Here is a 26,062-nt window from a genome sequence, read left to right as displayed (position 1 = left end):
TCGGCATCTCGCCAGCATCTCGTCTCGTTCCGCAAAAAACAGGAGCGCCGGAGATGATCCGGCGCCCCTACAATCTGTTGCCGGATCGACTTAGAGCGTCCGCGTGATGTGCTCGACGCGGAAGCACTCGATCGTGTCGCCGGCGCGGATGTCTTCGTAGTTCTCGAAGGCCATGCCGCATTCCTGGCCGGACTGGACCTCGGAGACCTCGTCCTTGAAGCGCTTGAGCGTCTTGAGCTTGCCTTCGTGGATGACGACGTTGTCGCGCACCAGACGGACACCGACGCCACGCTCGACCTTGCCCTCGGTGACGCGGCAGCCCGCGACCTTGCCGACCTTGGTGATGTTGAACACCTCCAGGATCTCCGCATTGCCGAGGAAGGTCTCGCGCCGCTCGGGCGAGAGCAGGCCGGACATCGCCGCCTTCACGTCATCCACCAGATCGTAGATGATGTTGTAGTAGCGGATCTCGATACCGGACCGCTCGGCCGCATCGCGCGCTTGCTTGTTGGCGCGGACGTTGAAGCCGATGATCGCGGCATTCGATGCCTCGGCGAGCGAGATATCCGACTCGGTGATGCCGCCGGCGCCGGAATGCACGATGCGCGCCCGTACTTCGTCGGTTCCGAGCTTGTCGAGAGCACCGGCGATCGCCTCGATCGAGCCCTGCACGTCGCCCTTGATGACCAGCGGGAACTCCTTCAGGCCGGAAGCCTGGAGCTGGCTCATCATCTGCTCGAGCGAGCCGCGCGAGCCGGACTGGCGGGCAACCATCTTCTCGCGGGCAAGCCGCTGGCGATATTCGGAGATCTCGCGCGCACGGCTCTCGTTCTCGACGACGGCAAACTTATCCCCGGCCGCCGGCGTGCCGGAAAGGCCGAGGACCTCGACCGGCATCGAAGGACCTGCTTCCTTGACGTGTTCGCCCTTGTCGTTGACGAGCGCACGCACACGGCCCCACTGATCGCCGGCGACGATGATCTGGCCAGGCGTCAGCGTGCCCTTCTGCACGAGGACGGTGGCAACCGCACCGCGGCCGCGGTCGAGCTCGGCTTCCACCACCGTACCCTCAGCCGTCCGGTTCGGATTGGCCTTGAGGTCGAGGATTTCCGCCTGCAGCAGGATCGCTTCGAGCAGCTTGTCGAGATTGGTCTGGTTCTTCGCCGAGACCTCGACATCGAGCACCTCACCGCCCATCGATTCAACGAAGACCTCGTGCTGCAGGAGCTCGGTGCGAACCTTCTGCGGGTTCGCCGTCGGCTTGTCGATCTTGTTGATCGCAACGATGATCGGCACGCCCGCCGCCTTGGCGTGGTTGATCGATTCGATCGTCTGCGGCATCACGCTGTCATCGGCCGCGACGACGAGGACGGCAATGTCCGTCGCCTGGGCGCCGCGGGCACGCATCGCCGTGAAGGCAGCGTGGCCGGGGGTGTCGATGAACGTGATCTTCTGACCGTTCTGTTCGACCTGGTAGGCGCCGATATGCTGGGTGATGCCGCCCGCTTCACCGGCGACCACATTGGCGTGCCGGATCGCGTCGAGCAGCGACGTCTTGCCGTGGTCGACGTGGCCCATGATCGTCACGATCGGCGGGCGGGAGATCATGGTCTCATCCAGGTCGGCAACGTTGAAGATGCCTTCCTCGACGTCCGACTCGGAAACCCGCTTCACCGTGTGGCCGAATTCGCCGGCGATGAGTTCGGCGAGATCCGCATCGATCAGGTCGCCAGGCTTCATCATCTGGCCTTCCTTCATCAGGAACTTGATGACATCGACGGCGCGCTCCGACATGCGCTGCGACAGCTCCTGAATCGTGATGGTCTCCGGCAGGACGACCTCGCGCGAAATCTTCTCGCGGGTTTCCTGCATCTGGCTGCGCCGGAACTTTTCCTGGCGGCGGCGCATCGCCGAAAGCGAACGGCCGCGCTGGCCGCCGTCCTCGTCGACGGCAGCGGTCAGCGTCAGCTTGCCCTGGCGACGGCCCTCGTCGCCCTTGGCGCGCGGAGCGGGCTTTGCCGGCTCGGGACGTACGACCTTGCCGCGGGCCGGTCCGGCACCGCTGCGCGGGCGTTCATCCTCGTCGTCACTGCTTGGCCGGCGACCGCGAAGAGCTGCCCCGGGGGCACCGGGCGCCTGAGGCGCGGCAGGCGCCGGGCGGACGGGCTGAGGAGGTGCCTCCGCGCGACGCTCGGCGACCGGGCGCTCCTCCGCGACCTCATCGGTCTTTTCGGCGACGACCGCCGGGCGAGCAGCTTCCTCGGCGGCGCGTCGGGCGGCCTCTTCCTTTTCGCGGGCGAGGCGCGCTTCTTCTTCTGCGCGACGACGCACTTCCTCTTCGGCGCGACGCTTGGCTTCCTCGGCATCACGCACCTGGGCTTCAGCCAGCGCACGACGACGGGCTTCCATCTCGCCGGCCGAGAGGTCGTTCAACACGACGCCGACCCGGGGACGGTTCTGCTCCGCGCGCGGCTGATGGGGCTGCGGCTGCGGGGCCGGGCGGCCAGCCGGGTGCGGCTGAACGGGGCGCGGCTCGGCCGGCCGCGCAACGGGCGTCGCGCTCACCGGCGTGATCGGACGCTCGTCCTTGTGGCGCGTCAGGCCGAACTTCTTCTTGGTTTCGACCACGACCGCCTTCGAGCGACCGCGGCCCATGTCCTGGCGCACAGTCCCCTGCGTCACCCCGGCGGGCTTCAGGGTCAGCGTCTTCTTGCCCGCTACGCTGAGTGTCTTGTCGTCTTTGTTGTCGGTCATTCCGTTCCGTTCCTAGCGATCAGGGCCGGATGCGTAACACCTGACCCCGTCTTCCAATTTGTCTCAAGCAGCGTTCGCGATGCCGGCCTCTGCCGGTGACGCGTGTCATTGCTGTGGCTTATCAGCGCCGCCTTCGGCCCGGACCGGGACGGATCCTCGGTACTTTTCGAGCATGATTGCGCGCTTCACTACACCCTCACCCGCCTGCCCTGCAAGCGCTGCGGCATGGATAAAAGCATTACTTCCCAAAAGCTCCTCCATTTCCGCCGCCGCAAAGGGGCGGAACGCAGGTATTTCCGTTTCATCCTCGGCGACGAAGCTCATCGCCTTGCGGGCCTGATCGATCTTGCGGACACCGTCGGCGGCCGCTTCGGTCGCATGGAACACTGCAAGCGCCGCGAGTCCGCGCACCGCCTGCTCGGTCTTGGTGGCGCCGGAGACGAACTGGCCGGCCTTGCGCGCCATGTTCATCATTCCGGCAAGCTGCTCGGCGAGCAGCCTGTCGACCTCGTCGGCCAATGCCGGCTCGGCCTTCACCTCGGCACGCAGAGCGCGGGCGAAGAGCTTCTTCGCCACCGCCTTCTCGACGAGGCGCCGCTCCGCCCTTACCCAGCAACCGCGCCCCGGAAGCTGCCGCTTCAGGTCGGGCACGACGCGGCCGTCCGGCCCGGCCACGAAGCGGATCAGCTCATCCGGCAATCCGCTCTCGCGCGTGACGATGCAGGTCCGGCTGCTGCCGCTCCGGTCCTTCGGGCCCTTGTCTGAAGGCAGAATCTCCGAGGGCAGGATTTCGGTGGCGGCTGTCATCCTGGATCAGGCGTCCTGCTCCGAACCCTCGGCAACTTCGATCGGCTCGTCCTGATCGCTCGCGAGGTCTTCCTCGGTGATCCAGCCAGCCGCCAGACGCGCCTGGACGATCATCGCCTCGGCCTCTTCGCGGCTGACGTCGAGCTTGGAGAAGGTGCCCTCGAAGCGCTTGGTCTCGCCGTCCTTGCGCTCCGTCCAGCCGACGAGGTCGTCGGCGGCGCAGCCGGCGAAGTCCTCGATCGTCTTGATGCCTTCCTCGCCGAGCGCGACCAGCATCTGGCTGGTCAGGCCCTCGATCTGACGCAGGTCGTCCGAGACGCCGAGCTCCTTGCGCCGGGCGTCCATTTCGGCCTCGATCTTGTCCAGATATTCGCGGGCGCGCGTCTGGATTTCCGTCGCGGTTTCGTCGTCGAAACCATCGATCGAGGAAATCTCGTCGAGCTCGACATAGGCAAGCTCCTCGACCTGGGCGAAGCCCTCGGAGGCAAGCACCTGGCCGACCATCTCGTCGACGTCCAGCGCTTCCATGAACAGCTGGGTGCGCTCGTTGAATTCCTTCTGGCGGCGCTCGCTCTCCTCCTGTTCGGTGAGGATGTCGATATCCCAGCCGGTCAGCTGCGAGGCAAGGCGAACGTTCTGGCCGCGGCGGCCGATCGCCAGCGACAGCTGCTCGTCCGGCACGACGACCTCGATGCGCTCCGCGTCCTCGTCGAGCACGACCTTGGTCACTTCGGCCGGCTGCAGGGCGTTGACGATGAAGGAGGCGGGATCGGGCGACCACGGGATGATGTCGATCTTCTCGCCCTGGAGTTCGCCGACGACCGCCTGGACGCGCGAGCCGCGCATACCGACACAGGCGCCGACCGGGTCGATCGACGAATCGTTGGAGACGACGGCGATCTTGGCGCGCGAGCCCGGGTCGCGGGCGACGGACTTGATCTGGATGATGCCGTCGTAGATTTCCGGCACTTCCATGGTGAAGAGCTTGACCATGAACTGCGGATGGGTGCGCGACAGGAAGATCTGCGGACCGCGCTGCTCGCGGCGCACGTCGTAGACGAAGGAACGGACGCGATCGCCGTAGCGCATGTTCTCGCGCGGGATCATCTCGTCGCGGCGAATGATGCCCTCGCCGCGGCCGAGGTCGACGATGACGTTGCCGTATTCGACGCGCTTGACGGTGCCGTTGACGATCTCGCCGACACGGTCCTTGAACTCCTCGAACTGGCGGTCGCGCTCGGCCTCGCGAACCTTCTGCACGATCACCTGCTTGGCGGACTGCGCGGCGATGCGGCCGAAATCCATCGGCGGCAGCGGATCGGCGATGAAGTCGCCGAGCTTGGCGTCCGGGTTGCGGTCTCGGGCGAGCTCGAGCGGGATCTGCGTCGAGTAGTCCTCGGCCTTCTCGACGACTTCGAGAAGACGCTGGAGACGGATTTCACCGGTCTTCGAATTGATGTCCGCCCGGATGTTCGTTTCCGAACCATAGCGCGAGCGGGCCGCCTTCTGGATCGCGTCTGCCATCGCGGCCAGAACGATCTCGCGGTCGATCACCTTTTCGCGTGCCACAGCGTCCGCGATCTGCAGAAGCTCGAGCCGGTTAGCACTGACTGCCATGTCTTGTCTCCGTCTGGTTACAGGGGCCTCACAAGCGCGCCCTGCCTCATTCGATATCTCTGTCTTCGTCTTCAAAATTCTCATTGGCGGCACGCGCCGCCTTCGCCTTCTTGTCGGCCGCCAGCGCGTCGCGGATCAGATCGTCGGTCAGGATCAGCCGTGCTTCCGAAAGGGCGGTGAACGGGATGGCGACGACGGCCTCTTCGCCATAGGCGGGCTGGTCGCGCTCGAGGCGGAAACCGTCGTCGTCCACCGACACGATCTTGCCGCGGAAGCGCTTGCGCCCGTCGACCATGATCGAAGTCTCGCACTTCATCAGATGGCCCTGCCAGCGGAAGAAATCGGACTTGCGAACCATCGGGCGATCGATGCCCGGCGACGACACTTCGAGATGATACGCCTTGTCGATCGGATCTTCCACATCGAGGACCGGCGAAATGGCCTTGGAGACGTCCTCGCAATCCTCGACGGTCATGGTGCCATCGTTGCGCTCGGTCATGATCTGCAGCGTCAGGCCGTTCTGACCGGACATGCGCACGCGCACAAGGCGGAAACCCATCTGCACCAGCACGGGCTCGATGATGTCGGCAATGCGCCGGTCGAGGCCGGTCTCGGTGATCAGCCGCGGTTCATTTTCAGTTCCAGCCGTTGTCGGTTCGGACAAACGATCATCTCCTCGTCGGACCGGCTAATAAAAAAGAGCGGGTCCTGACGGGCCCACTCTTCATCTACCGATCAAGAATTTGACGCTCATATACGCTGCATCGCCGGAAATTGCAAGGCTTGCGGCAGACCCGGCCGGCAGAGGAGGCAAATCCCGTCTAATGGCAAGTTTAAGCGGCTGGCGTGCCGCATTTCGAGGTTTATAACGAGACCACACCCCGCATCATCGCCAAATGAGAGAGACACGAGGTGACGAACCGCATATCGCCGCTGGCGCCCTTCCGGCACGACACGTTCAGGATCATCTGGATCGCCAGCCTCGCTTCCAATTTCGGCGGCCTCATTCAGGCGGTAGGTGCCGCCTGGCTGATGACGTCCATCTCCCAATCGGTCAACATGGTGGCGCTGGTGCAGGCCTCGACCTCGCTGCCGATCATGCTCTTCTCGCTGGTCTCCGGCGCGCTCGCCGACAATTTCGACCGGCGGCGGATCATGTTGGTCGCCCAGGCCTTCATGCTTGCCGTTTCGGCGCTCTTGACCGTCTTTGCCTATTACGGGCTGATCACCCCGTGGCTGCTCTTGCTCTTCACCTTTCTGATCGGCTGCGGCACGGCGCTCAACAACCCGTCCTGGCAGGCTTCGGTCGGCGACATGGTGCCGCGCGACGACCTGCCGGCGGCCGTCGCGCTGAACAGCATGGGCTTCAACATCACCCGCAGCGTCGGCCCGGCGATCGGCGGCGCCGTCGTCGCCGCCGCCGGAGCGGCCGCGGCCTTCGCCGTCAACGCGCTCAGCTATTTCGCCATCCTGTTCGCGATTTCCCGCTGGCGGCCGAGCATCCCACAAAGCGCGTTGCCGCGCGAGCGGCTGGGCCGAGCGGTTTCGGCCGGGCTGCGCTATGTGGCGATGTCGCCCAATATCGGCAAGGTGCTCCTGCGCGGCTTCGCCTTCGGCCTTTCGGCAAGCGCGATCCTGGCGCTGCTGCCGCTTGTCGCCCGCGACCTCGTCAAGGGTGGACCGCTCACCTACGGCATCATGCTTGGCGCCTTCGGCCTCGGGGCGATCGGCGGCGCGTTGCTCAGCGCGCGCCTCCGGGAGCGCCTGTCGAGCGAAGCGATCGTGCGGCTGGCCTTCGCAGGCTTCGCCGCAAGCGCGATCGTCACTGCGCTCAGCCCGCAGGCATGGCTGACCTCGCTCGCCCTCACCGTCTCAGGCGCCTGCTGGGTGCTGGCGCTGTCGCTGTTCAACACCACGGTGCAGCTCTCGACGCCGCGCTGGGTGGTGGGACGGGCTCTCTCGCTCTACCAGACGACGACCTTCGGCGGTATTGCCGCCGGCAGCTGGCTCTGGGGCGTCGCCGCCGAAGAATACGGCGCCGCGAATGCGCTGATCGGCTCCTGTCTTCTGATGCTTACCGGCATCGCCATCGGCCTGCGCTTCGCGCTGCCGGAGTTCACGTCGCTGAACCTCGACCCGCTCAACCGCTTCAACGAACCGCTGCTCGCTCTCGACCTGAAACCCCGCAGCGGACCGATCGTCGTGATGATCGACTATGAGATCGACGAGCCGGACATCCCCGAATTCCTGACGACCATGGCGGAGCGGCGGCGCATCCGCATCCGCGACGGCGCTGGCCATTGGGCGCTGATGCGCGACCTCGAAAACCCGATCATCTGGACCGAGACCTATCACGTGCCGACCTGGGTCGAATATGTCCGCCACAACCAGCGGCGCACGCAGGCGGACGCGGCCGTCGGCGACAAGCTGACGGCGCTCCACCGCGGCGACCAGCCGCCGCGCGTCCACCGGCTGATCGAGCGCCAGACGATCGTTCCCGGGCATTACGAGCGCTACAAGCAGCCGGCGGAGATGCATTGAGGGGGCAGATGCGAAAATCTGACGCCGAGCACCGGAGCCGAAACGGCAAAAATTGGCTCCGTGAGTCCGTTGGCGATGAGCACGCTTGGCGACTGGAAAGGTCGCCGGGCCGATCACGATCGCCGTCGAGAGTAGGCAGGTGGTCAATACGGCCCAGGTGCGATCATGCTCAATTCTGCGAACACTCATCGGCAGAACTGAAGTCAATTGAACGTATGGAGCTTGATTTTCAAACTGCCATCGGCTTGGCGCTCAAAGACATGCGTGGCAATCCCACCCCAAGGCTGGTCTTTGCCCGGGCATCCTTGCCCTTGGCAGACCATTTAGCTGCGCCGTAAATCAACTTTCCGTCGCCATCCACCCTGATCACCTCAAGTCTGTGATCGGTGGCGCCCATGCCGAATATGCCGCTGAAGAACTTTTCAACGCCAGCAGGTCCCTCGATCAAATCATGGCTAGGAGGAAGAAGAAGCGCGTCCTCCGCATAGAAGGTGGCAACCGCCTTGGCATCCCGCTTTCCAAAGGCCTCGTCCCAAGCTGTATATGCGGCCTTCACATCTTCCATAGGACCGGCCCGAGCTTCCATTGGCGCCATGGAGATGAAGTATGCTACAAGCATGGCGATACAATCATAGCGTAACATGACATTCCTCCTTTGATTGTTGGCATGCTCCTGCAATTGCTAATGCATGTCTCCTTAAATCGACCTCGATTTAAGGACCCAAGACATGCAGCAATTCAAAATGCTACAGCGACCTTTGCGCATCCGATAAGACGCGCGGCGCTGTAGTGTATCAGATCTGGCTAAAAAGCGGCACGGAACGGCGACACGTCCACTGTAGTCCATTCAGGATAGAGGCCAGACCGATGATCGCTAGCGCCGTGGCCGGCGGCCACGACGTCGGGGTTCGCGGACGTTTCAAGGACCGTATCAAACACCAGACCCTGTGCGCGATGAGCTGCGCTTCCTGGCGGAACGGCTCTTTGGCCTTTCCCGAGGAATTCAGCCTTTTGCGGCCAGACCCAAAGTCAGCGCAGCTTCGCCTTCAGCGACGGATCGGGAAAGCAAGTCGGCGCCAGGCCGTTCTTCGCCTGCCAGTCGCCGAGCGAGCGGCGGGTCTTGTAGCCCGGCAAGCCGTCGACCTTGCCGACATCGTAGCCGATTGCGACCAGCGCCTTCTGCATGCCGAGCACGTCGGAGCGCAGCATCTTGCCGACATCGCCCCATTCGCCTCGGAAGGCGCCGCCGCCCGAGGCGATGCGGTCGGCAAGGTTGCCGATGAAGAGGGCGTAGAGGTCGGAATTGTTGTATTCCTTGATGACGTAGAAATTCGGCGTGACGACAAAGCCCGGCCCGTGGGTGCCGGCCGGCACCAGCATCATGCCGGAAGCCGACCGCTCAGCGGACGGAAAGGCCTTGCCGGAAACGCGGGCGATCCCCATGCCGGCCCAATCGGCAATCGGCCGCGCCAGGTCGGGGCCTTCCTGGGCGCAGGAGACGCCGTTAGGGATCGATACTTCGAAGCCCCAGTCGCGGCCGCTCTGCCAACCCTTTTCAGACAGATAATTGGCGATCGAGGCGAGGCTGTCCGGCACGGAATTCCAGATGTCGCGGCGGCCGTCACCATCGAAGTCCACCGCATATTTCAGGAAGCTCGACGGCAGGAACTGCGGTTGGCCCATGGCGCCAGCCCAGGAACCGCGCATTTCACTTTCCTTGACGTCGCCGCTCTCAAGGATGGTGAGCGCCGCGATCAATTCGCGCCGAAAAAGCTCCGGCCGCGTCGACATGAAGGCTTTGGTGGCCAGCACGTCCATGATCGGATGCGGGATCTTCGCCCGGCCGAAGCCGGATTCCCGCCCCCAGATGGCCAGCACGACCTGTCCGGGAACGCCGTAGCTCCGCTCGATCCGCTTCAAGGTCGAGGCATGCGCTGAGGCGAGGCTGCGGCCGGTCGCCGCGAGGCCCTGCAGCCTCTTCTCGGAAAAATAGGAACCGGGCGACGAGAACTCCGCCTGGCTCTGCTTGCGCTCCTTCGCCTTCGGAAAGCCCGGCGGCGCCAGATCGGGCAGGTCCCAATTGAGCTTCACATCGGCGAAGGCGGCCTTGAAAGCAGAAGCGGAAATCCCGGCCTGTCTCGCCTCCGGCCAGAGATCCTTCGCAAGCCACTGACGGAACTTTGCTTCGACATCGGCCTTGGTGGCGGCGTGGGCGGGAAGGTTGAGGGCGAGGAGTGCGGCGATGGTCGCAAGGATTAGGCGTGCGCGAGGCTTACCCCCCTCTGCCCTGCCGGGCATCTCCCCCACAAGGGTGGAGATTGGCGGGCGGCAAGGGCTTCCCCCTGCGGAAAGAGACGCGTGTGCGGCGGCGGTGTTGTGAATTTGTGCGCTCGTTCCAAACTGATCTCCCCCCTTGTGGGGGAGATGCCCGGCAGGGCAGAGGGGGGTGGACCCTGCAGGACCGGCAAACCACGAGCGAATACGAGACTTCAAACGCATCGGCATTCCTTCAGATCGTCGTGCGCGCCCGAAGCGCGGCGGTCAGCGTGCCTTCGTCGAGATAGTCGAGCTCGCCGCCGACGGGGACGCCATGGGCGAGGCGGGTGATCTTCACCTCCATGCCCTCGAGCTGGTCGGTGATGTAGTGAGCCGTCGTCTGGCCTTCGACGGTCGCATTGACGGCGATGACCAGCTCGCGCACGCCGCCCTTGGCGACGCGATCGACGAGCCCCTTGATGTTCAAATCATCCGGGCCGATGCCGTCGAGCGGCGACAGCGTGCCGCCGAGCACATGATAGGCGGCGTTCAGCGCCCCGGCGCGCTCCAGCGCCCAGAGATCGGCAACGTCCTCGACGACGATGATCACCGCCTGGTCGCGCCGCTCGTCGGTGCAGACGGTGCAGGGATCGATTGTATCGACATTGCCGCAGCAGGAGCAGATCTTCACCTTGCGATGCGCCTCGCCCATCGCCTCGGCCAGCGGACCGAGCAATTGCTCCTTCTTCTTGACGAGATGCAGCGCGGCGCGGCGCGCAGAACGGGGGCCGAGCCCCGGCACCTTTGCCAGGAGCTGAATGAGCTTTTCGATTTCGGGACCGGTGACTCGCTTTGCCATGGCCGGCTTTTAGCGCATCTCCCCGATAAACGGAATCGCTTTGACGGCGATCTCCGCCAATCAGAAGGGCAGCTTCATGCCGGGCGGGATCGGCAGGCCGGCAGTGAGTTCGCGGGTCTTTTCCGCCTGCACCGCGTCCGCCTTTTCCTTGGCGTCCTTGTGGGCGGCGACGATCAGGTCCTCGAGGACTTCGACATCGTCCTCCTTGAAGAGCGAAGGGTCGATCTTCAGGCTCTTCATATGGCCCTTGCCGTCGAGCCGGACAGTGACGAGGCCGCCGCCGGCGGTGCCGTCGACTTCGAGCGCGGCGATCTCCGCCTGCAGCTTCTCCATCTTGGCCTGCATTTCCTTGACCTTGCCCATCATGCCGATGATGTCGCGCATCGTCGTCTCCTGTCGGTTGCTATGTCTGCCTGAATTCGAAGGCGCCCCGTGTCTCGGCGCCTACTCGATGTCGTCGCCGGGTACGATATCGCCGTCCGCGGATTCGGCGGCCGCCGGGGCGAGCATTTCGGCCTCTTCCTCCGCGGCGCGGATGCGTACGTCGGTAATCCGCGCGCCCGGAAAGCGCGCCAAGATCGCGGCGACGTCCGGATCCTGGCGGGCGTCGTTGACGCGCTGTTCCTGGGCACGCTGCTCGGCCTCGACCAGCGTCGGCTCGCCCGGCTCGCGGCTGTAGCTGACGACCCAGTGGATGCCGGTCCACTCCTTGAGCTTGACGGCCAGCTCATTGAGCAGCGTCTTCGGCGCATCGTCGGGGAGGTTGACGTCGAGCCGGCCGGGCTCGATATGGACGAGCCGCAGGAAGCCGCGCACCAGCGTCTTCAGCTTGATGTCGCGGTTCTTCGCGCAGAGGTCGGCGATGTCGCTTACCGAATTGACCGGGACCTTCGGCTCCGGCCTGGCGGCGGCTGCCGGCGCCGGTTTCTCCTCGATGCGGCCGACGGCGATCGGCTGGGGAGCGGCATCCGGCACGGCGCGCAGCATGGTCGCGCCGTTGCCGGACGGCCGCTGCACGGGCGCCGCCTCGACGGAACGGGCCTGAACGGGGGGCTGGGCGGCCTGAGCTTGGGTACCGCTGCCATTGCGGGCCGGCGCAGGGCGCCCCTCGCCTGCCTCGCCGCCCGAAGGCTCGAGCAAACGCCGCGCAGCCTCTTCCGGCGAGGGAAGGTGAGCTGCATGGGCGAGCCGGATCAGCACCATCTCGGCGGCGCCGGCGGGACGCGCCGAGCTTTCCGCCTCGGGAATGCCCTTCAGGAGCATCTGCCAGATGCGCGACAGGGTGGTGACCGCGACGCTGGCGGCGAATTCGGCACCGCGTCGGCGCTCGACCTCGCTCAAGGACTGATCGTTCGCCGCCTCGGGCACATATTTCATGCGCGTCACGAGATGGGTGAAGTCGGCAAGATCGGTAAGCACGATCGTCGGATTGGCGCCGGCCTCGTATTGCGCCGCGAATTCGGCGAGTGCCGCCGCGGCGTCGCCCTTGATGATGTGCTCGAAGAGATCGACGATCCGTGCCCGGTCGGCGAGACCGAGCATCGAGCGCACCGTTTCCATCTCGACCGAGCCGCCGCCATGGGCGATCGCCTGGTCGAGCAGCGACAGGCCGTCGCGCGCCGAACCTTCCGCCGCACGCGCTACCATGGCGAGCGCCTCCGGCTCGAAGGGCACGGCCTCCTTGCCGAGGATGGTGGAGAAGAGCCCGACCAGGTCCGAGGCGCTGATGCGCCTCAGGTCGAAGCGCTGGCAGCGCGACAGGACGGTGATCGGAACCTTGCGGATCTCGGTCGTCGCGAAGATGAACTTCACATGCTCCGGCGGCTCCTCGAGCGTCTTCAGCAGGCCGTTGAAGGCCTGGGTCGAGAGCATGTGCACTTCGTCGATGATGTAGACCTTGTAGCGCGCCGAGACAGGCCTGTAGCGCACCTGCTCGATGATCTCGCGGATGTCGTCGATGCCTGTATGGGAGGCGGCGTCCATCTCGATGACGTCGACATGGCGGCCGTCCATGATCGCCTGGCAGTGCTCGCCCGGAACGCGCAGGTCGATCGTCGGCTTGTCGATCTCGGCGGTCTTGTAGTTCAGCGCCCGCGCCAGAATGCGCGCCGTCGTCGTCTTGCCGACGCCGCGCACGCCCGTCAGCATATAGGCCTGGGCGATGCGGCCGGTCTCGAAGGCGTTGGTGAGCGTGCGCACCATCGGCTCCTGGCCGACCATCAGGTCGGAGAAATCCTTGGGGCGGTATTTGCGCGCCAGAACGCGGTAGGCGGCCGGTTTTTCGACGGATGAAACTGGGGATGAAATGGGCGCTTCGTCGCTCATCGACCCTGCCGCTGTTCGAACTCTTGTCCCGACAGGACGGAGAAGGTGGGAGGCTGGCACGATGACCCGTGCCGGGGCTCGTTAGGGCTGCTTCCTTCCGGACCTGACCCGGTTGGCGAGTGGCTCGTCCACCACCAACCTCCCGGCTTCCATATCGGCAATATCTGAAGCAAATGCAAGCCAAGCCGCCAAAAAACTGCTATCGATATAGAATACAAGGCGAATCCGCTTGATCCCGAGGGAGTTTTTCTTGACCGAATTCACGCTCGACGAGCGCCTCGAGCGCGACGGCATACCGATCGCCCCGTTCGGCCTCTGCCAGCTTCGCTTGATGAACGACCGCCGCTGGCCGTGGCTGATCCTCATCCCCCAGCGCGCCGACGTCTCGGAGGTCTTCGAGCTCACGCCGCTCGACCAGGCGATGCTAACCTTCGAGACGAATATGGCGGCAACGGCGCTCAAGAAAGTCACCGGAGCAGAGAAGATCAACATCGGCGCGCTCGGCAACATCGTCCGGCAGCTTCATGTGCATGTCATCGCCCGCCGCAAGGGCGATCCGAACTGGCCCGGTCCGGTCTGGGGCTTCGGCAAGGCCGAGCCGTGGCCCGAAGGCGAGCATCAGGTATTCGCAGCGCGTATATTGGAAAATCTTTGAAATGACGAAAACGATCTTCGATCTTCACAGCCCCCATCCGGAGCCGAGCACCTTCGTCGCCTTCGCGGAAAATCACCTCGACCGGCAATCCGAGCATCGCGCCGACGATTGCGTCGAGAAGGCGCTCAAACATCCGGGCGCGCATTTCCTCGCCTTTTCCGGGGCGAAGCTGATCGTCAAGCACGACGAGAAGATCATCGATCCGCTTTTCGCTCCCTATGAGCTCGCCGGTCTCGAACCGACGATCGACGAGGCGGTCCTGCTCGGCTTCCTGCCGAACGGCGAGCCGCGGCTCGCCGTTCCTTCCGGCCTGACCGAGGAGACCGTGCCAGGACCTTTCAAGATCGCCGATGCGCGCATGCTTTACCGGCAGCAGATGCTGCCGGAGGAGCTGCTCGGGCAGTTCGCCCAAGGGTCGAGCCTGATCACCTGGAACGCCAACAACCGCTTCTGCGGCCGATGCGGCGGGCCGATGGACGGTGCCGCCGGCGGCTACCGGCGAATCTGCACCGCCTGCGGCCACATGGTCTTTCCGCGCACCGACCCGGTCGTCATCATGCTGACGGTCGACATCGAGCGCGACCTCTGCCTGCTCGGCCGCAGCCCGCATTTCGCGCCGGGCATGTATTCCTGCCTTGCCGGTTTCGTCGAGCCGGGTGAGACCATCGAAAACGCCGTGCGCCGGGAAACGCACGAAGAATCGGGCATCCGCATCGGCCGGGTGCGCTATCACGCCTCGCAGCCCTGGCCGCTGCCGCACTCGCTGATCATCGGCTGCTATGCCGAGGCGCGATCGACCGCCATCAAGCGCGACGAGCAGGAACTCGAGGACGTGCGCTGGTTCACCCGTGCGGAGACCGAAGCGATGCTGGAGCGTTCGACGGGGGTCGCGACGACGCCGGACGAGCACATCCCGCCGCCGAAGGGAGCGATCGCCCACCAGTTGATGCGCGACTGGCTGTCCTGGCCGGAGCGCAGCTGAGCGGGTAGGGACAGGAATCGGTGTCGCGCTCGGAACGGCTCATCGATCTCATTCAGGTGCTGAGACGCCACCGCCGGCCGGTGAGTGGCCGGACACTCGCCGAGGAGACCGGCGTCAGCCTCCGCACCCTTTATCGCGATATTGCCAGCCTGCAGGCCCAGGGCGCCGGGATCGAAGGCGAGGCGGGCGTCGGCTATGTCCTCAGGCCGGGCTTTTTGCTGCCGCCGATGATGTTCTCCGAGGAGGAGATCGAGGCGCTGGTGCTCGGTTCACGCTGAAGGTGCAGCCCCAGCCTGTCGGCGAAGGCAGCCGGGCCGAAGTCGCATTCATGGTGGAGGGAGAAGAGGCCGTCCGCGCTCACTATGAGGAATGGCAGGCGATGGGGCTGTTGATTGCGCAGGAACTGACGAGGATGGATTTCGGACCGACCTTCGTCGCCCTCGATCCGGACGGGCATCGCCTGCGTGTCTGCCTCTACGACGAATGATGCAAAGGCAAGTGCAGGCTTCGCTCACACCCCGCGGGAACGCCGGCGGGGTGTGGAAGACTTTCGCGCCGCGGGTAGAATGCACGCGCGGGCAATTGTATATTAGCGGCCGTAGACGGCAGCCTGGATCTGGGATCGGGAAAGACCGATGTCGCTCAGTGCGTGGTCGTCCAGAGCGTTCAGCTCGCGTACCGCACGGCGCAATTTTGCATATTCCATGATCTTCTGACGGATCTTCATTTTTGACACTCCATTTTCTTTTTCTTGACGAAGGTCAAATAGGCATTTGCCTAAGATTTCAGTAGTTCCATGATTGCAAATTAGGCATGCGCTGGACGCGTAGCCGGTTAACGATAATTCGCCGTTTTTCGAAGGTCCGGGACGTCCATCCGGCACACGCTGCCAGCAGAATTGCGGGCATCGGAGACCGCCGTACAAGGTGCTGCGGCAACCGCCTGACCGGACTGTCGACGCCGCAATGGGTCGTGACATCCCCTCAAAGCGTGATCCTCGGGCTTGACCCGAGGATCCAATCGCAAGCACCGGTTCTGGCGGTGATTTGGCCAGCGTAACATGGATCCTCGGGTCAAGCCCGAGGATGACGACGGGGATGGAGGCCCGGGCAAAAGCGCTCCTGAAGCACACCGCATTCGGCGAACTCAGGCGACCTGCCTGGGACGCTGCATATTTCTCAAATGCACGCCTCTGGCAAGCGGTCGAAAGTCCGCCCACGCATCGTTCCCGACTGGCCCTCAGAGCACCCCACGCATCGGATGCGCCTTGTACGTCCCGAGTATCCGCACGTTTTCCGAGAAGAAGCGCAGCTCGTCCATGGCGTGGCGCACGCCCTCGTCGTCCGGATGGCCCTCGATATCGGCATAGAACTGCGTCGCCACGAACTTGCCGCCGAGCTGGTAGCTTTCGAGCTTCGTCATGTTGATGCCGTTGGTGGCAAAGCCCCCCATTGCCTTGTAGAGAGCGGCCGGAATGTTACGCACGTTGAAGACGAAGGTGGTGATGATCAACTCGTCGTCCGACTTGCGCGTCGTCCGCTGCTCCTCGCGCGACAGCACAACGAAGCGGGTGACGTTGCTGTCGGTGTCTTCGACGTTTTCGGCGATGATCTCCAGCCCGTAGAGGTCGGCGGCAAGCCGCGGGGCGAGCGCTGCCATCGAGCGGTCACCGGTCTCGGCGACGAGCTTGGCGGCACCGGCCGTATCGCCGGCGACGATCGGTTTCCAGCGATTGGCGCGGACGATCTTGCGGCATTGGCCGAGCGCATGGATATGGCTGTGCACGGTGCGGATTTCGTCGTGCTTGACGCCCGGAAGCACCATCAGCTGGAAGCGGATCGGCATGAAATATTCGCCGACGATATGCAGGCGCGATTCGGGCAGCAGGTGATGGATGTCAGCGACGCGGCCGGCGATCGTGTTCTCGATCGGGATCATGCCGAGATCCGCCTCGCCGTTCTCGACCGCCAGAAAGGCATCCTCGAAGGTCTGGCAGGGCAACGGGTCCATCGACGGGAACATGTCTCGGCAAGCCATGTCGGAATTGGCGCCGAAGTCGCCCTGGAAGGCAATCCTGTTGGTCTTGACGGTCACTTTGGCTGTCCTTTCAAGCCGAGAGCATGCGGCGGGCTTTTTCGAGGTCGGCCGGCGTGTCGACGCCGAGCGGCACGGAATTGACGATCTCGACGTCGATGCGCATGCCCGCCTCGAGGGCCCGCAGCTGCTCGAGCGATTCGCGCTTCTCGAGCGTCGAAGGCTTCAGCGACACGAACGTCTTAAGTGCGCTCCGCCGGTAGGCGTAAAGGCCGATATGGTGATAGAGCGGCCCGGCGCCATGGGGTGCGGTCGCGCGGGTGAAATAGAGCGCGCGCAGCCGGCTCTCCGACAGCGGCGACCCGACCACCTTGACGACGTTCGGATTGGTTTTCTCGTGCTCGTCGGTGATTTCCACCGTCAGCGTGGCGATATCGGTCGCAGCGTTTTCGAGCGGCTTCAAGGCCGCGCGGATCGGGCCGGGCTCGATTGTCGGCAGGTCGCCCTGGACATTGATGACGATTTCCGCCTCTCCGTTAGGGTCGGCCTTCTGCAGCGCCTCGTAGATCCGGTCGGAGCCGGACTGGTGATCGATGCGCGTCATGACCGCTTCGAAGCCGGCGTCGCGCACCGCCTCGTAGACCTCGTCATGATCGACGGCGACGACGATCCGGCCGACGTCTGCTTCCGCCGCGCGCCTGGCGACCTGGACGATCATCGGCAGGCCGCAGATGTCGGCGAGCGGCTTGCCCGGCAGGCGCGTCGAGGCCATGCGCGCGGGGATGAGCACGAGGGCTTTGCCCGAATTTTCACGATTCATCGTCATGCCTTCAAAAACCCCTGAGAAAGTGTCAAAAGGTCTCACTTCGGGGGCGATAATCTCTGTTGCAACGCAGAGCCAAAAGACATAGGTTCCGCGCGATTTCAAGATGGGCCGGGTTTTTGTTTGCGCCGGTGGCAAAGGGAGCGTTTGCAGATGAATCCATATGTGAACATGGGTGTGGGTGCCTTGCTGGGTACGGTCTTCGTGCTGATGACCGTGTCCATTGCTTCTGAAGGCATTTTCCATTCCGAAGCTCCCGAGAAGGAAGGTTTCGCGATCGTCGCGGAGGAGCCGACCGCCGAGGCCGGTGCGGGCGGCGGCGAAGAAGCAAAGTCGGAGCCGATCGGCCCGTTGCTCGCCAAGGCCGACGCTTCCGCCGGTGAAGCCGTGTTCAAGAAATGCGCAAGCTGTCATACCATCGAGAAGGGCGGACCGAACAAGGTCGGCCCGAATCTCTGGGGCCTCGTCAACCGTCCGGTCGCCTCGCATGAGGGCTTCGCCTACTCCGCCGGCATGAAGACCTTTGCCGAAGGCGGCAAGGTCGTCTGGGACTACGACCACCTGAGCTACTTCCTCGAGGCGCCGAAGAAACACGTGCCGGGCACGGCCATGGGCTTTGCCGGCCTGAAGAAGCCGGACGAGCGGGCGAATCTGATCGCCTGGCTGCGCGAGAAGGCCGACAGCCCGGCACCGCTGCCGGCGGCGGACGCGACCGGCGCGACGGACGCGGCACCGGCTGCCGCCCCTCCCGAAGGTGGTCAGACGGCGGCTCCTGCCCCGGCTCCGGCGGAAGCCGGTCAGGCGGCGGCTCCGGCACCGGCCCCGGCACATTAAGCGATCGATATTTCTTTTCGAAGAGCCCGGTCATCGACCGGGCTTTTTCTATCCGATCAGTCGCCGCCGGGTGAGCGCCGGAAAGCTTCGCGCCGATGCCGCGCCTATCGGATTTTTCTTTGGCGATGCTAATATCTGTGCAACTGACAATGTAACCAAATGCAATCCGATCGGAGCCTGGTCCCTCTGCGTGTGAGCGGGACGGTTGCATTCGGAGCGAAGGAGCGGACGATAGATGACCAGCGGCGGAACTTTCCTCATCGAGACACATCCGAACCCCATGGCAGCGGGCGAGCGTGAGGCCCTGCTCAAGAACCCGGGCTTCGGCCGCGTGCTGTCCGATCACATGGCGACGATCCGCTATTCCGAGGGACGCGGCTGGCATGACGCCCGGATCGAGCCGCGGAAGGCTTTCGATCTCAGCCCGTCGACGGTGGTGCTGCACTATGCCCAGGAGATCTTCGAAGGCATGAAGGCCTACCGCCTGCCGGACGGCGGCGCCACATTGTTCCGCCCGGGCGCCAATGCGCGCCGTTTCACCAACTCCGCCAATCGCCTGGCCATGGCGCCCTTGCCGGAAGAGCTGTTCGTCGAATCCGTGCGCGCCCTGGTGCGGGCGGATCGCGACTGGATTCCGGCGGCTGAAGGCGCCTCGCTCTATCTCCGGCCGTTCATGATCGCCACGGAGGCGATCCTCGGCGTGAAGCCCTCGTCCGACTACCTCTATTGCGTCATCGCCTCGCCGGTGGGCTCCTACTTCAAGGGAGGCGCTCCGGCGGTGACGCTCTGGGCCTCCGAAAACTACACGCGGGCGGCCCCCGGCGGCACCGGTGAGGCGAAATGCGGCGGCAACTATGCGGCAAGCCTCGCCGCGCAGGCAGAAGCGACCCGCGAGGGCTGCGACCAGGTCGTCTTCCTCGACGCCGTCGAAAAGCGCTGGATCGAGGAGCTCGGCGGCATGAACGTCTTCTTCGTCTTCGAGGACGGCTCGCTGCAGACGCCGCCGCTCACCGGCACGATCCTGCCGGGCATCACCCGCGATTCGCTGATCACGCTCGCCCGCGACCTCGGCCTCACGGTGCGCGAAGAGCCCTATTCGATCGATCAGTGGCAGGCGGATGCCGAGAGCGGCCGGCTGGCCGAGGCCTTCGCCTGCGGTACCGCCGCTGTGGTGACGCCGATCGGCAAGGTGAAGGGCCGCACCCGCAACTTCACGATCGGCGACGGCGGCGCCGGTCCGGTGGCCGGCCAGCTGAAGGCCGCGCTGCTCGACATCCAGAACGGCCGCGCCCCGGACCGCCACGGCTGGCTCGACCGGCTGTTCTAGCGAAACGGGGGCTCCGAGCCCTCACCCCGCTGCCGCGACCTTCTCTCGTTTGTACGGGGAGAAGGGACGATGCCGCGCCGGCTTGAACCCTCTCGCCGCATGCAGGAGTAGGCTCGTCCGGTGCGGCATACCCCTTCTCCCAGCCTGCGGGGAGAAGGTCGCGGCAGCGGGATGAGCGGCAAGCGCGAGCGCGAAAACCTACATTACATCAACAGATAGGCCCAGGCCGAAACGCTCACGACGCCGAGGCCGGTGGTCAGCGTGATGGTCGAGGAGGCGAGGCCGTGGCCGACATTGAAGTGGTTGGCGATCAGCCAGGCATTGACGCCGGTCGGCACGGAAGACGTCAGGACCAGGGCGGCGGTCCAACTGTCGCTCAGGCCCAGGAGATGGCAGGCGGCGAAGACGGCGCCCGGCAGCACGACGAGCTTCAGCGTGCTGGTGACGGCGGCGAGGCCGGTATTGCCGGCGAGCCCGTATTTGTCGAGCGCCATGCCGATCGAGACGAGTGCTGCTGGGGCGGCGACGCCTGCAAGCTGATCGACCACGATCTTGGCCGGACCGCCGAGCGGCTGGCCGAGAAGATGGAAGAGCGCTCCTAAGGCAAGCCCGATCACCAGAGGATTGCGGGCGAGATTGCGGCCCACCCCGGCTAAAAGCTTGAATAGGCTCTGCCGCGGCCGGCCGCTCACCTTCTGGTCGGCGCGGTCCATCATCACGGTCCCGGCGATCATCATCACCGGCAGATGCACCGAAAGCAGGATGGAAAGTGCGACGATCCCCTCCTCCCCCACCACCCGGGACACCAAGGGCAGGCCGATGAAGACCGTGTTGGCAAAGGCCGAGGAGACGCCGGCCAGCACGCCCATGCGCTGGTCGCGGCCGAAGCCGAGCGTCGCGGCCAGATGGCCGATGGTCCAGGTGACGGCGACGCCGGAGAAATAGGCGACCCAGAGCGGCCAGGGCGACCCCTCCTTGAAATCCGCCTCGGCGATGGTGCGGAACAGAAGGACCGGCACGGCAACCCGGAAGACGAAGTCGCCCAGCGCCTCGCCAACGGCCGGCTTCAGATAGCCGAATTTCACGATCAGCCAGCCGGTGAGGATCAGCACGAAGATCGGGAGCACATTCAAAAAGACTTCGGACATGCGCGAGCCTTATCACGACAGTTCGGCTTGAACCGATTGATTGCGATCGGTTCCCGAGAGCGGGTCGGAGGGGAGCGCGCCCGGAGCCGCGCATTTGTGATTCATGCAGACAGACCGACGCATAGACCCGTTTTGACGGTGGAGGCAAGGCAGCGGCCTACTGCATGTCTCCTTAAATCGACCTCGATTTAAGGAGACATGCAGCAATTCAAAGTGCTACAGCGACCTTTGCGCGTCTGATAAGACGCGCGGCGCTGTAGTGCATGCTCCCTTCAACCGTACCGGATTAGGGCGCGCGACACCGTCAAGAAAAGGCCGCCGGCTGCGACCATTTACACCCGGAACATTCAGCCGTCACAAAGCGTTGCGCTTGAGGACGGGGTCAAAAGAATGTCGAGCGAGCATCCGATCTATTCGCACAAGGACGACGACCCGCATCTGACCGATGACGATCTGGCGCAGAAGGTCTTGCGCTTCCTCCGCTACGCGACTTTCATAGACACGAGCGACATGGACGTGATCGCCCTCGGCAACATGGTTGTCCTGTCCGGAACGGTGGCGCGCGAAGCGGACATTGCCTGCGCCGGCGAGGCGGCGGCCTCGGTGATCGGCGTCCAGAGCGTCGAGAACCGGCTGACGGCGCGACCCGGCGAAGCGGCGGGCTGAGCAGCACAAGGGGCGCGGAGGGCAGAGCATGAAGGACAGCATCGAAAAGCGCATCGAACTGGCGGCTCCGGTCGAGAGGGTGTGGCGTGCGCTCACCGATCACGAGGCCTTCGGCGAATGGTTTCGCGTCAAGCTCGACGGGCCCTTCGTGGTCGGTCAGGTCACCACCGGCGAAATCACCTATCCCGGCCACGAGGGCATCAAATGGACCTCGGTGACAGAGCGAATGGAGCCGTCGCAGCTCTTCGCCTTTCGCTGGCCGCATTCAGAGGATCCGAATGCCGACGTTTCGAATGCACCTTCGACGCGCGTCGAATTCCACCTCAAACCGACGACAAAGGGTACGCATCTGACGATCACCGAATCGGGCTTCGGCTCCCTGCCGCAGGAGCGGCGCGAGGAAGTGATCTGCAGCAACGAGAAGGGATGGGAAATCCAGGCCCAGAACATCAAGGCCTTCGTCGAACCCTGAACGGCGTGCCGCCATCGTCGTTGACCTCGCAGACCGGCGCGATACCTTTGCTTTGAGAGAGGGCGAGGCGATGTGCGGGCGGGTCTATATCAAGAGCAATCTCGACGGTCTGTTGCGCGAATTCTCCTTTGCCGAGCGGGAAGCGGTCGAGGGGATGGCCAACCAGTTCCCGCGTTATAACGGTGCGCCGTCGCTTTACTATCCGATCATCGTCACCGAGGTGATACGCGACCCCGACGTGTTCGGCCCGAGCTTCGCGAGCGCCCGCTGGGGGCTGATCCCGCGCTTTGCGAAAACGCAGCCGGGCCGGCCGCCGCCGATCAATGCGCGCTCGGAAGGTATTTCGACCGTCGGCCTGTTCAAAGACGCCTATCGCCGGCGCCGCTGCCTGATCCCGGTCGACGGCTTCTTCGAGTGGAAGGACATCTTCGGCACCGGCAAGAACAAGCAGCCCTACGCGATCGCCATGAAATCCGGCGAGCCCTTCGCGCTTGCCGGCCTCTGGGATACCTGGCGCGACCCGGAAACCGACGAGGACATCCGCACCTTCTGCGTCATCACCTGTCCGGCAAACGAGATGATCGCCAAGATCCACGACCGCATGCCGGTGATCCTGCACGGACAAGACTATGAACGCTGGCTTTCGCCGGAAGCGGATCCGGCGGAGCTGATGACCATGTGGCCGATCGACCGCAAGGTCGGCTCGCCGAAATATGATGCGGCGGACATTCTGGATCCCGTCGAGCCGCCGCAAGAGGAGTGAGCTGCCCTGCAGCGATCCCCCCGACGCCAGCCGAACCTCACCCGCGCAGGCCCGGCGCCTCCTGGCCGGTGCGCTCGACATATTCCCGATAGCCGCCGCCATATTGATGAATGCCGTCCGGTGTCAGTTCCAGGACGCGGTTGGACAGTGCCGACAGGAAGCGGCGGTCGTGCGAGACGAACAGCATGGTGCCCTCATAGGCCGAGAGCGCCTTGATCAGCATCTCCTTGGTATCGAGGTCGAGGTGGTTGGTCGGCTCGTCGAGGACGAGGAAGTTCGGCGGGTCGAACAGCATTGCCGCCATCACCAGCCGCGCCTTCTCGCCGCCGGAGAGCACCCGGCAGCGTTTCTCCACGTCGTCGCCGGAAAAGCCGAAACAGCCGGCCAGCGCCCGGAGCGGCGCCTGACCGGCCTTGGGAAAGCGTTCCTCCAGCCATTGGAGGATGGTGCTGTCGCCGTCGAGCACATCCATCGCATGCTGGGCGAAATAGCCGAGCTTGACACTGGCGCCGAGCGACACACTGCCCTGGTCCGGCTGGGCGGAGCCGGTGACGAGCTTCAGCAGCGTCGATTTTCCGGCGCCGTTGATGCCCATGATGCACCAGCGTTCGCGCCGGCGCACCATGAAGTCGAGTCCGCCATAGATCGTCCGGCTCCCATAGGCCTTGTGGACGTTCCTGAGATTGACGACGTCTTCGCCGGAACGCGGCGCCGGCAGGAAATCGAAGGCGACCGTCTGGCGACGCCGCGGCGGCTCGACGCGATCGATCTTCTCGAGCTTCTTGACCCGGCTCTGCACCTGCGCGGCATGCGAGGCGCGGGCCTTGAAGCGTTCGATGAACTTGATTTCCTTTGCGAGCATGGCCTGCTGGCGCTCGAACTGGGCCTGCTGCTGCTTCTCGTTCAGCGCCCGCTGCTCCTCGTAGAAGCCATAGTCGCCGGAATAGCTCGTCAAAGCGCCGCCGTCGATCTCGATGATCCTGGTGACGATCCGGTTCATGAACTCGCGGTCGTGCGAGGTCATCAGCAGGGCGCCGTCATAGCTTTTCAGAAAATCTTCCAGCCAGATCAGGCTTTCGAGATCGAGGTGGTTGCTCGGCTCGTCGAGCAGCATGACGTCCGGGCGCATCAAGAGGATGCGGGCGAGTGCCACGCGCATCTTCCAGCCGCCCGACAGCTCGGAAACGTCGCCGTCCATCATCTCCTGGCTGAAGCTCAAGCCGGCAAGGACCTCGCGGGCACGCCCCTCCAACGCATAGCCGTCGAGCTCCTCGTAGCGCGCCTGCACTTCCCCGTAGCGCTCGATGATCGCGTCCATTTCGTCCATCCGCTCCGGATCCGACATGGCCGCCTCGAGCGCGCGGAGTTCCGCCGCGACGGCGCTGACAGGCCCTGCCCCTTCCATCACCTCGGCAACCGCGGACCGCCCGGCCATCTCGCCGACATCCTGGTCGAAATAGCCGATCGTTACACCCTTCTCGACCGAGACCTGCCCCTCGTCGGGCTGTTCCTCGCCGGTAATCATCCGGAAAAGCGTCGTCTTCCCCGCCCCGTTCGGACCCACAAGGCCGATCCTTTCGCCGCGGTTCAAGGCGGCGGAGGCTTCGATATAAAGAATGCGGTGACTGTTGGACTTGCTGATATTCTCGATACGGATCATGTGGGGGACGGCTCGGTGGGGTTGCGGGCACCCCTATGCCACGGGTCGGTGCCGCTGTCACGCGAACATCCGGCGGGCGGGCGCCGAGGATCACAAAGGAAAATATGGCGGACAGAGAGGGATTCGAACCCTCGATACGCTTTCACGTATACACGCGTTCCAGGCGTGCGCCTTCAACCACTCGGCCACCTGTCCATCCGTCTGCAGCCGTTGGTCACTCCGGCCGGATGGGGGAGTGAACTCCACCGTGCTGCCGGCAAAACCGGCGGACGGGCGCGATATATACTGATGATTGGCGGCGGATCAACTGGTTTCTGACAGATTGTTGACATTGCGTGAGATGTTGTGGCGCGCTCCGCCATTGCGCTCGTCCGGCGGCGAGCCTATCTCTTTCCATAAGACACGCCGAGCGGGAATGGGGCGGCTGGAAACGATCGACAGGCTTTAAGGGGCGAACCCGGCCAAGGAGGGTGAATGCGGCTCTTGCTGCGCTTTGCAAGCTTCGTCGCGCTGATGGCCGCGGTGCTTGCGGGCACCATCGATTCGATCCAGTCGGTGGCCGCCTCCGAGCCAGTGCTGACGCCGCTTGCGGAAGGGATCGGGCTGCTCGGGCCGGATGCGCTCAACTGGGTGCAATCGCTGCAGCGGACCGATGCGGGGCCGGCCATCTGGCTGACCGCCCTGCACTGGATCTTCATGCAGCCGGCCTTCGCCGTCATGCTCGTCGTCGCGCTGGTCCTGTGGATGGCGGGATACAAGAAGAAGCCGGCCGCCGGGCGCTTTGCGGCCTGAATCCGCGCCGCTCAACGCTTTCGGTCATCGGAAGGAGCCGCAGATGTTTCTGATCGACATGTTCAACAAGAAGAACATCCTGCCCGACGCCGAGACCGCGCTTGCCGGCCGCGCCGAGGAAATTCCGACGGCTGCGACGCACTTCGTCTCCGGCCGGTCGCTGAAGGGCCCCTACCCGGAGGGCATGAAGAAGGTGCTTTTCGGCATGGGTTGCTTCTGGGGCGCCGAGCGGCTCTTCTGGCAGATCCACGGAGTCCACGTGACGGCCGTCGGCTATTCCGGCGGACTGACGCCGAACCCGACCTATCAGGAGACGACGACGGGGCTGACCGGCCATGCCGAAGTCGTGCTGGTCGTCTACGATCCGCAAAAACTGTCGCTCGGCCGCCTGCTCAAGACCTTTTTCGAGGAGCACGACCCGACACAGGGGATGCGGCAGGGCAACGACATCGGCACCACCTACCGCTCGGCCATCTATGTCTTCGACGAGGAACAGCTTGCCGAAGCGAATGCAGCGCGCAATACATTCAAGCGGGCGCTCAGGGCCTTCAATCACGACCGCGAGATCACCACGGAAATCGCAATTGCCGGCCCGTTCTATTTCGCCGAGGGCTACCACCAGCAATATCTCGCCAAGAATCCGGACGGCTATTGCGGCCTGCGCGGCACCGGCGTCAGCTGTCCGATCGGCTGAAGCGAAGTCCGTCCGCTTGCGCCAGCCGCCAGCGCTCCAAAGCGGGCCGGCGG

Annotated in this window: 24 protein-coding genes, 1 tRNA gene, 1 other RNA gene and 2 pseudogenes; 12 read left to right on the top strand and 16 right to left on the bottom strand. The window is 64.5% G+C overall.

Going from position 1 to position 26,062, the window contains the following annotated elements; all coding sequences use genetic code 11:
* Positions 1-90: 90 nt before the first annotated feature.
* The 4 genes from infB to rimP all read right to left on the bottom strand — a co-directional run bounded on the left by infB (position 91) and on the right by rimP (position 5,842).
* Complete coding sequence (gene infB / locus SS05631_RS18745; RefSeq protein WP_037422407.1) at positions 91-2,754, bottom strand: translation initiation factor IF-2; 2,664 nt, start codon at positions 2,752-2,754, stop codon at positions 91-93.
* 105 nt (positions 2,755-2,859) lie between these two features.
* Positions 2,860-3,561, bottom strand: a complete 702-nt coding sequence (locus tag SS05631_RS18740) for an RNA-binding protein (RefSeq protein ID WP_037422410.1) — start codon at positions 3,559-3,561, stop codon at positions 2,860-2,862.
* Positions 3,562-3,567: 6 nt separating this feature from the next.
* Complete coding sequence (nusA, locus tag SS05631_RS18735) at positions 3,568-5,178, bottom strand: transcription termination factor NusA (RefSeq protein ID WP_037422421.1); 1,611 nt, start codon at positions 5,176-5,178, stop codon at positions 3,568-3,570.
* A gap of 46 nt (positions 5,179-5,224) precedes the next feature.
* Positions 5,225-5,842, bottom strand: a complete 618-nt coding sequence (gene rimP, locus SS05631_RS18730; RefSeq protein WP_037422424.1) for a ribosome maturation factor RimP — start codon at positions 5,840-5,842, stop codon at positions 5,225-5,227.
* A 248-nt stretch (positions 5,843-6,090) separates the two neighbouring features.
* Here rimP and SS05631_RS18725 point away from each other — a divergent pair, with 248 nt between their 5' ends.
* Positions 6,091-7,719: an MFS transporter gene (locus SS05631_RS18725; RefSeq protein WP_037422427.1), complete on the top strand. Its 1,629-nt coding sequence runs from the start codon at positions 6,091-6,093 to the stop codon at positions 7,717-7,719.
* Positions 7,720-7,948: 229 nt separating this feature from the next.
* Here SS05631_RS18725 and SS05631_RS18720 read toward each other — a convergent pair whose 3' ends face one another.
* From SS05631_RS18720 to ffs, 6 genes are all read right to left on the bottom strand, one after another.
* A complete protein-coding gene (locus SS05631_RS18720; protein ID WP_244412252.1) occupies positions 7,949-8,362 on the bottom strand; it encodes a nuclear transport factor 2 family protein in 414 nt (137 codons plus the stop codon).
* Positions 8,363-8,748: 386 nt separating this feature from the next.
* Positions 8,749-10,026, bottom strand: a complete 1,278-nt coding sequence (locus SS05631_RS18710) for a lytic murein transglycosylase (protein ID WP_234819741.1) — start codon at positions 10,024-10,026, stop codon at positions 8,749-8,751.
* A gap of 202 nt (positions 10,027-10,228) precedes the next feature.
* A complete protein-coding gene (recR, locus tag SS05631_RS18705) occupies positions 10,229-10,834 on the bottom strand; it encodes a recombination mediator RecR (protein ID WP_037422430.1) in 606 nt (201 codons plus the stop codon).
* Positions 10,835-10,894: 60 nt separating this feature from the next.
* On the bottom strand, positions 10,895-11,218 hold the full coding sequence (locus tag SS05631_RS18700) for a YbaB/EbfC family nucleoid-associated protein (RefSeq protein WP_037422436.1): 324 nt from the start codon (positions 11,216-11,218) through the stop codon (positions 10,895-10,897).
* Between the two features lie 60 nt (positions 11,219-11,278).
* Positions 11,279-13,159: a DNA polymerase III subunit gamma/tau gene (locus tag SS05631_RS18695; RefSeq protein ID WP_037422438.1), complete on the bottom strand. Its 1,881-nt coding sequence runs from the start codon at positions 13,157-13,159 to the stop codon at positions 11,279-11,281.
* 45 nt (positions 13,160-13,204) lie between these two features.
* Positions 13,205-13,302: signal recognition particle sRNA small type (gene ffs, locus SS05631_RS18690), an RNA gene on the bottom strand.
* Between the two features lie 107 nt (positions 13,303-13,409).
* On the opposite strand from ffs, the gene SS05631_RS18685 reads away from it, so the two are divergent.
* The 4 genes and pseudogenes from SS05631_RS18685 to SS05631_RS18670 form a co-directional block, all read left to right on the top strand.
* Positions 13,410-13,814 (top strand): HIT family protein, encoded by a 405-nt coding sequence (locus SS05631_RS18685; protein ID WP_037422456.1) that lies wholly within the window; start codon positions 13,410-13,412, stop codon positions 13,812-13,814.
* Position 13,815: 1 nt separating this feature from the next.
* The gene (nudC, locus tag SS05631_RS18680) at positions 13,816-14,796 is read left to right on the top strand and encodes an NAD(+) diphosphatase (protein WP_095678033.1); all 981 of its coding nucleotides are present in this window, start codon (positions 13,816-13,818) and stop codon (positions 14,794-14,796) included.
* 20 nt (positions 14,797-14,816) lie between these two features.
* A pseudogene (locus SS05631_RS18675) lies at positions 14,817-15,071 on the top strand (HTH domain-containing protein); the annotation flags it as partial.
* A 2-nt stretch (positions 15,072-15,073) separates the two neighbouring features.
* A pseudogene (locus SS05631_RS18670) lies at positions 15,074-15,283 on the top strand (VOC family protein); the annotation flags it as partial.
* Positions 15,284-15,385: 102 nt separating this feature from the next.
* Here the strand turns inward: SS05631_RS18670 and SS05631_RS18665 are convergent.
* The 3 genes from SS05631_RS18665 to SS05631_RS18655 all read right to left on the bottom strand — a co-directional run bounded on the left by SS05631_RS18665 (position 15,386) and on the right by SS05631_RS18655 (position 17,650).
* Positions 15,386-15,523 (bottom strand): DUF1127 domain-containing protein, encoded by a 138-nt coding sequence (locus SS05631_RS18665; RefSeq protein ID WP_012710021.1) that lies wholly within the window; start codon positions 15,521-15,523, stop codon positions 15,386-15,388.
* Between the two features lie 512 nt (positions 15,524-16,035).
* Positions 16,036-16,890: a prephenate dehydratase gene (locus tag SS05631_RS18660; protein WP_037422463.1), complete on the bottom strand. Its 855-nt coding sequence runs from the start codon at positions 16,888-16,890 to the stop codon at positions 16,036-16,038.
* Positions 16,891-16,903: 13 nt separating this feature from the next.
* Positions 16,904-17,650 carry a 3-deoxy-manno-octulosonate cytidylyltransferase gene (locus SS05631_RS18655; RefSeq protein WP_037422600.1) on the bottom strand — a complete coding sequence of 249 codons (747 nt, stop codon included), beginning with the start codon at positions 17,648-17,650 and terminating at the stop codon, positions 16,904-16,906.
* A 156-nt stretch (positions 17,651-17,806) separates the two neighbouring features.
* Between SS05631_RS18655 and SS05631_RS18650 the strand changes: the two genes are divergently transcribed.
* Both SS05631_RS18650 and SS05631_RS18645 read left to right on the top strand, forming a co-directional pair.
* The gene (locus SS05631_RS18650; protein ID WP_037422465.1) at positions 17,807-18,487 is read left to right on the top strand and encodes a cytochrome c family protein; all 681 of its coding nucleotides are present in this window, start codon (positions 17,807-17,809) and stop codon (positions 18,485-18,487) included.
* Positions 18,488-18,722: 235 nt separating this feature from the next.
* Positions 18,723-19,814 carry a branched-chain amino acid aminotransferase gene (locus SS05631_RS18645; protein WP_037422467.1) on the top strand — a complete coding sequence of 364 codons (1,092 nt, stop codon included), beginning with the start codon at positions 18,723-18,725 and terminating at the stop codon, positions 19,812-19,814.
* 203 nt (positions 19,815-20,017) lie between these two features.
* Here SS05631_RS18645 and SS05631_RS18640 read toward each other — a convergent pair whose 3' ends face one another.
* A complete protein-coding gene (locus tag SS05631_RS18640) occupies positions 20,018-20,962 on the bottom strand; it encodes an AEC family transporter (protein WP_037422469.1) in 945 nt (314 codons plus the stop codon).
* Positions 20,963-21,352: 390 nt separating this feature from the next.
* Here SS05631_RS18640 and SS05631_RS18635 point away from each other — a divergent pair, with 390 nt between their 5' ends.
* The 3 genes from SS05631_RS18635 to SS05631_RS18625 all read left to right on the top strand — a co-directional run bounded on the left by SS05631_RS18635 (position 21,353) and on the right by SS05631_RS18625 (position 22,863).
* The gene (locus SS05631_RS18635; protein WP_037422472.1) at positions 21,353-21,628 is read left to right on the top strand and encodes a BON domain-containing protein; all 276 of its coding nucleotides are present in this window, start codon (positions 21,353-21,355) and stop codon (positions 21,626-21,628) included.
* A gap of 28 nt (positions 21,629-21,656) precedes the next feature.
* Positions 21,657-22,100, top strand: a complete 444-nt coding sequence (locus tag SS05631_RS18630; protein ID WP_037422474.1) for an SRPBCC family protein — start codon at positions 21,657-21,659, stop codon at positions 22,098-22,100.
* Positions 22,101-22,170: 70 nt separating this feature from the next.
* Positions 22,171-22,863, top strand: a complete 693-nt coding sequence (locus tag SS05631_RS18625; RefSeq protein ID WP_037422482.1) for an SOS response-associated peptidase — start codon at positions 22,171-22,173, stop codon at positions 22,861-22,863.
* 37 nt (positions 22,864-22,900) lie between these two features.
* Here the strand turns inward: SS05631_RS18625 and SS05631_RS18620 are convergent, their stop codons facing one another.
* Together SS05631_RS18620 and SS05631_RS18615 are read right to left on the bottom strand one after the other, a co-directional pair.
* Complete coding sequence (locus tag SS05631_RS18620; RefSeq protein ID WP_037422484.1) at positions 22,901-24,523, bottom strand: ABC-F family ATP-binding cassette domain-containing protein; 1,623 nt, start codon at positions 24,521-24,523, stop codon at positions 22,901-22,903.
* 105 nt (positions 24,524-24,628) lie between these two features.
* A tRNA-Ser gene (locus tag SS05631_RS18615) sits at positions 24,629-24,718 on the bottom strand.
* 279 nt (positions 24,719-24,997) lie between these two features.
* Between SS05631_RS18615 and SS05631_RS18610 the strand changes: the two genes are divergently transcribed.
* Positions 24,998-25,315: a hypothetical protein gene (locus SS05631_RS18610; RefSeq protein ID WP_037422486.1), complete on the top strand. Its 318-nt coding sequence runs from the start codon at positions 24,998-25,000 to the stop codon at positions 25,313-25,315.
* 43 nt (positions 25,316-25,358) lie between these two features.
* Positions 25,359-26,009 carry a peptide-methionine (S)-S-oxide reductase MsrA gene (msrA, locus tag SS05631_RS18605; RefSeq protein WP_037422488.1) on the top strand — a complete coding sequence of 217 codons (651 nt, stop codon included), beginning with the start codon at positions 25,359-25,361 and terminating at the stop codon, positions 26,007-26,009.
* Positions 26,010-26,062: the final 53 nt, after the last annotated feature.

Source organism: Sinorhizobium sp. CCBAU 05631 (assembly GCF_002288505.1).
Classification (GTDB): domain Bacteria; phylum Pseudomonadota; class Alphaproteobacteria; order Rhizobiales; family Rhizobiaceae; genus Sinorhizobium; species Sinorhizobium fredii_C.
Note: the sequence above shows the minus strand (reverse complement) of the source record. Positions and strands in the feature narration are given on the sequence as shown.

Excerpts from the sequence above, each read along its gene's own strand:
- SS05631_RS18635 (WP_037422472.1), top strand. The coding sequence starts at position 21,353 with ATGTCGAGCGAGCATCCGATCTATTCGCACAAGGACGACGACCCGCAT.
- infB (WP_037422407.1), bottom strand. The coding sequence starts at position 2,754 with ATGACCGACAACAAAGACGACAAGACACTCAGCGTAGCGGGCAAGAAG.
- SS05631_RS18610 (WP_037422486.1), top strand. The coding sequence starts at position 24,998 with ATGCGGCTCTTGCTGCGCTTTGCAAGCTTCGTCGCGCTGATGGCCGCG.
- SS05631_RS18720 (WP_244412252.1), bottom strand. The coding sequence starts at position 8,362 with ATGTTACGCTATGATTGTATCGCCATGCTTGTAGCATACTTCATCTCC.
- nusA (WP_037422421.1), bottom strand. The coding sequence starts at position 5,178 with ATGGCAGTCAGTGCTAACCGGCTCGAGCTTCTGCAGATCGCGGACGCT.
- SS05631_RS18620 (WP_037422484.1), bottom strand. The coding sequence starts at position 24,523 with ATGATCCGTATCGAGAATATCAGCAAGTCCAACAGTCACCGCATTCTT.
- SS05631_RS18700 (WP_037422436.1), bottom strand. The coding sequence starts at position 11,218 with ATGCGCGACATCATCGGCATGATGGGCAAGGTCAAGGAAATGCAGGCC.
- SS05631_RS18650 (WP_037422465.1), top strand. The coding sequence starts at position 17,807 with ATGAATCCATATGTGAACATGGGTGTGGGTGCCTTGCTGGGTACGGTC.
- SS05631_RS18645 (WP_037422467.1), top strand. The coding sequence starts at position 18,723 with ATGACCAGCGGCGGAACTTTCCTCATCGAGACACATCCGAACCCCATG.
- SS05631_RS18655 (WP_037422600.1), bottom strand. The coding sequence starts at position 17,650 with ATGAATCGTGAAAATTCGGGCAAAGCCCTCGTGCTCATCCCCGCGCGC.
- SS05631_RS18630 (WP_037422474.1), top strand. The coding sequence starts at position 21,657 with ATGAAGGACAGCATCGAAAAGCGCATCGAACTGGCGGCTCCGGTCGAG.
- msrA (WP_037422488.1), top strand. The coding sequence starts at position 25,359 with ATGTTTCTGATCGACATGTTCAACAAGAAGAACATCCTGCCCGACGCC.
- SS05631_RS18740 (WP_037422410.1), bottom strand. The coding sequence starts at position 3,561 with ATGACAGCCGCCACCGAAATCCTGCCCTCGGAGATTCTGCCTTCAGAC.
- SS05631_RS18695 (WP_037422438.1), bottom strand. The coding sequence starts at position 13,159 with ATGAGCGACGAAGCGCCCATTTCATCCCCAGTTTCATCCGTCGAAAAA.
- SS05631_RS18625 (WP_037422482.1), top strand. The coding sequence starts at position 22,171 with ATGTGCGGGCGGGTCTATATCAAGAGCAATCTCGACGGTCTGTTGCGC.
- nudC (WP_095678033.1), top strand. The coding sequence starts at position 13,816 with ATGACGAAAACGATCTTCGATCTTCACAGCCCCCATCCGGAGCCGAGC.
- SS05631_RS18665 (WP_012710021.1), bottom strand. The coding sequence starts at position 15,523 with ATGAAGATCCGTCAGAAGATCATGGAATATGCAAAATTGCGCCGTGCG.
- recR (WP_037422430.1), bottom strand. The coding sequence starts at position 10,834 with ATGGCAAAGCGAGTCACCGGTCCCGAAATCGAAAAGCTCATTCAGCTC.
- SS05631_RS18640 (WP_037422469.1), bottom strand. The coding sequence starts at position 20,962 with ATGTCCGAAGTCTTTTTGAATGTGCTCCCGATCTTCGTGCTGATCCTC.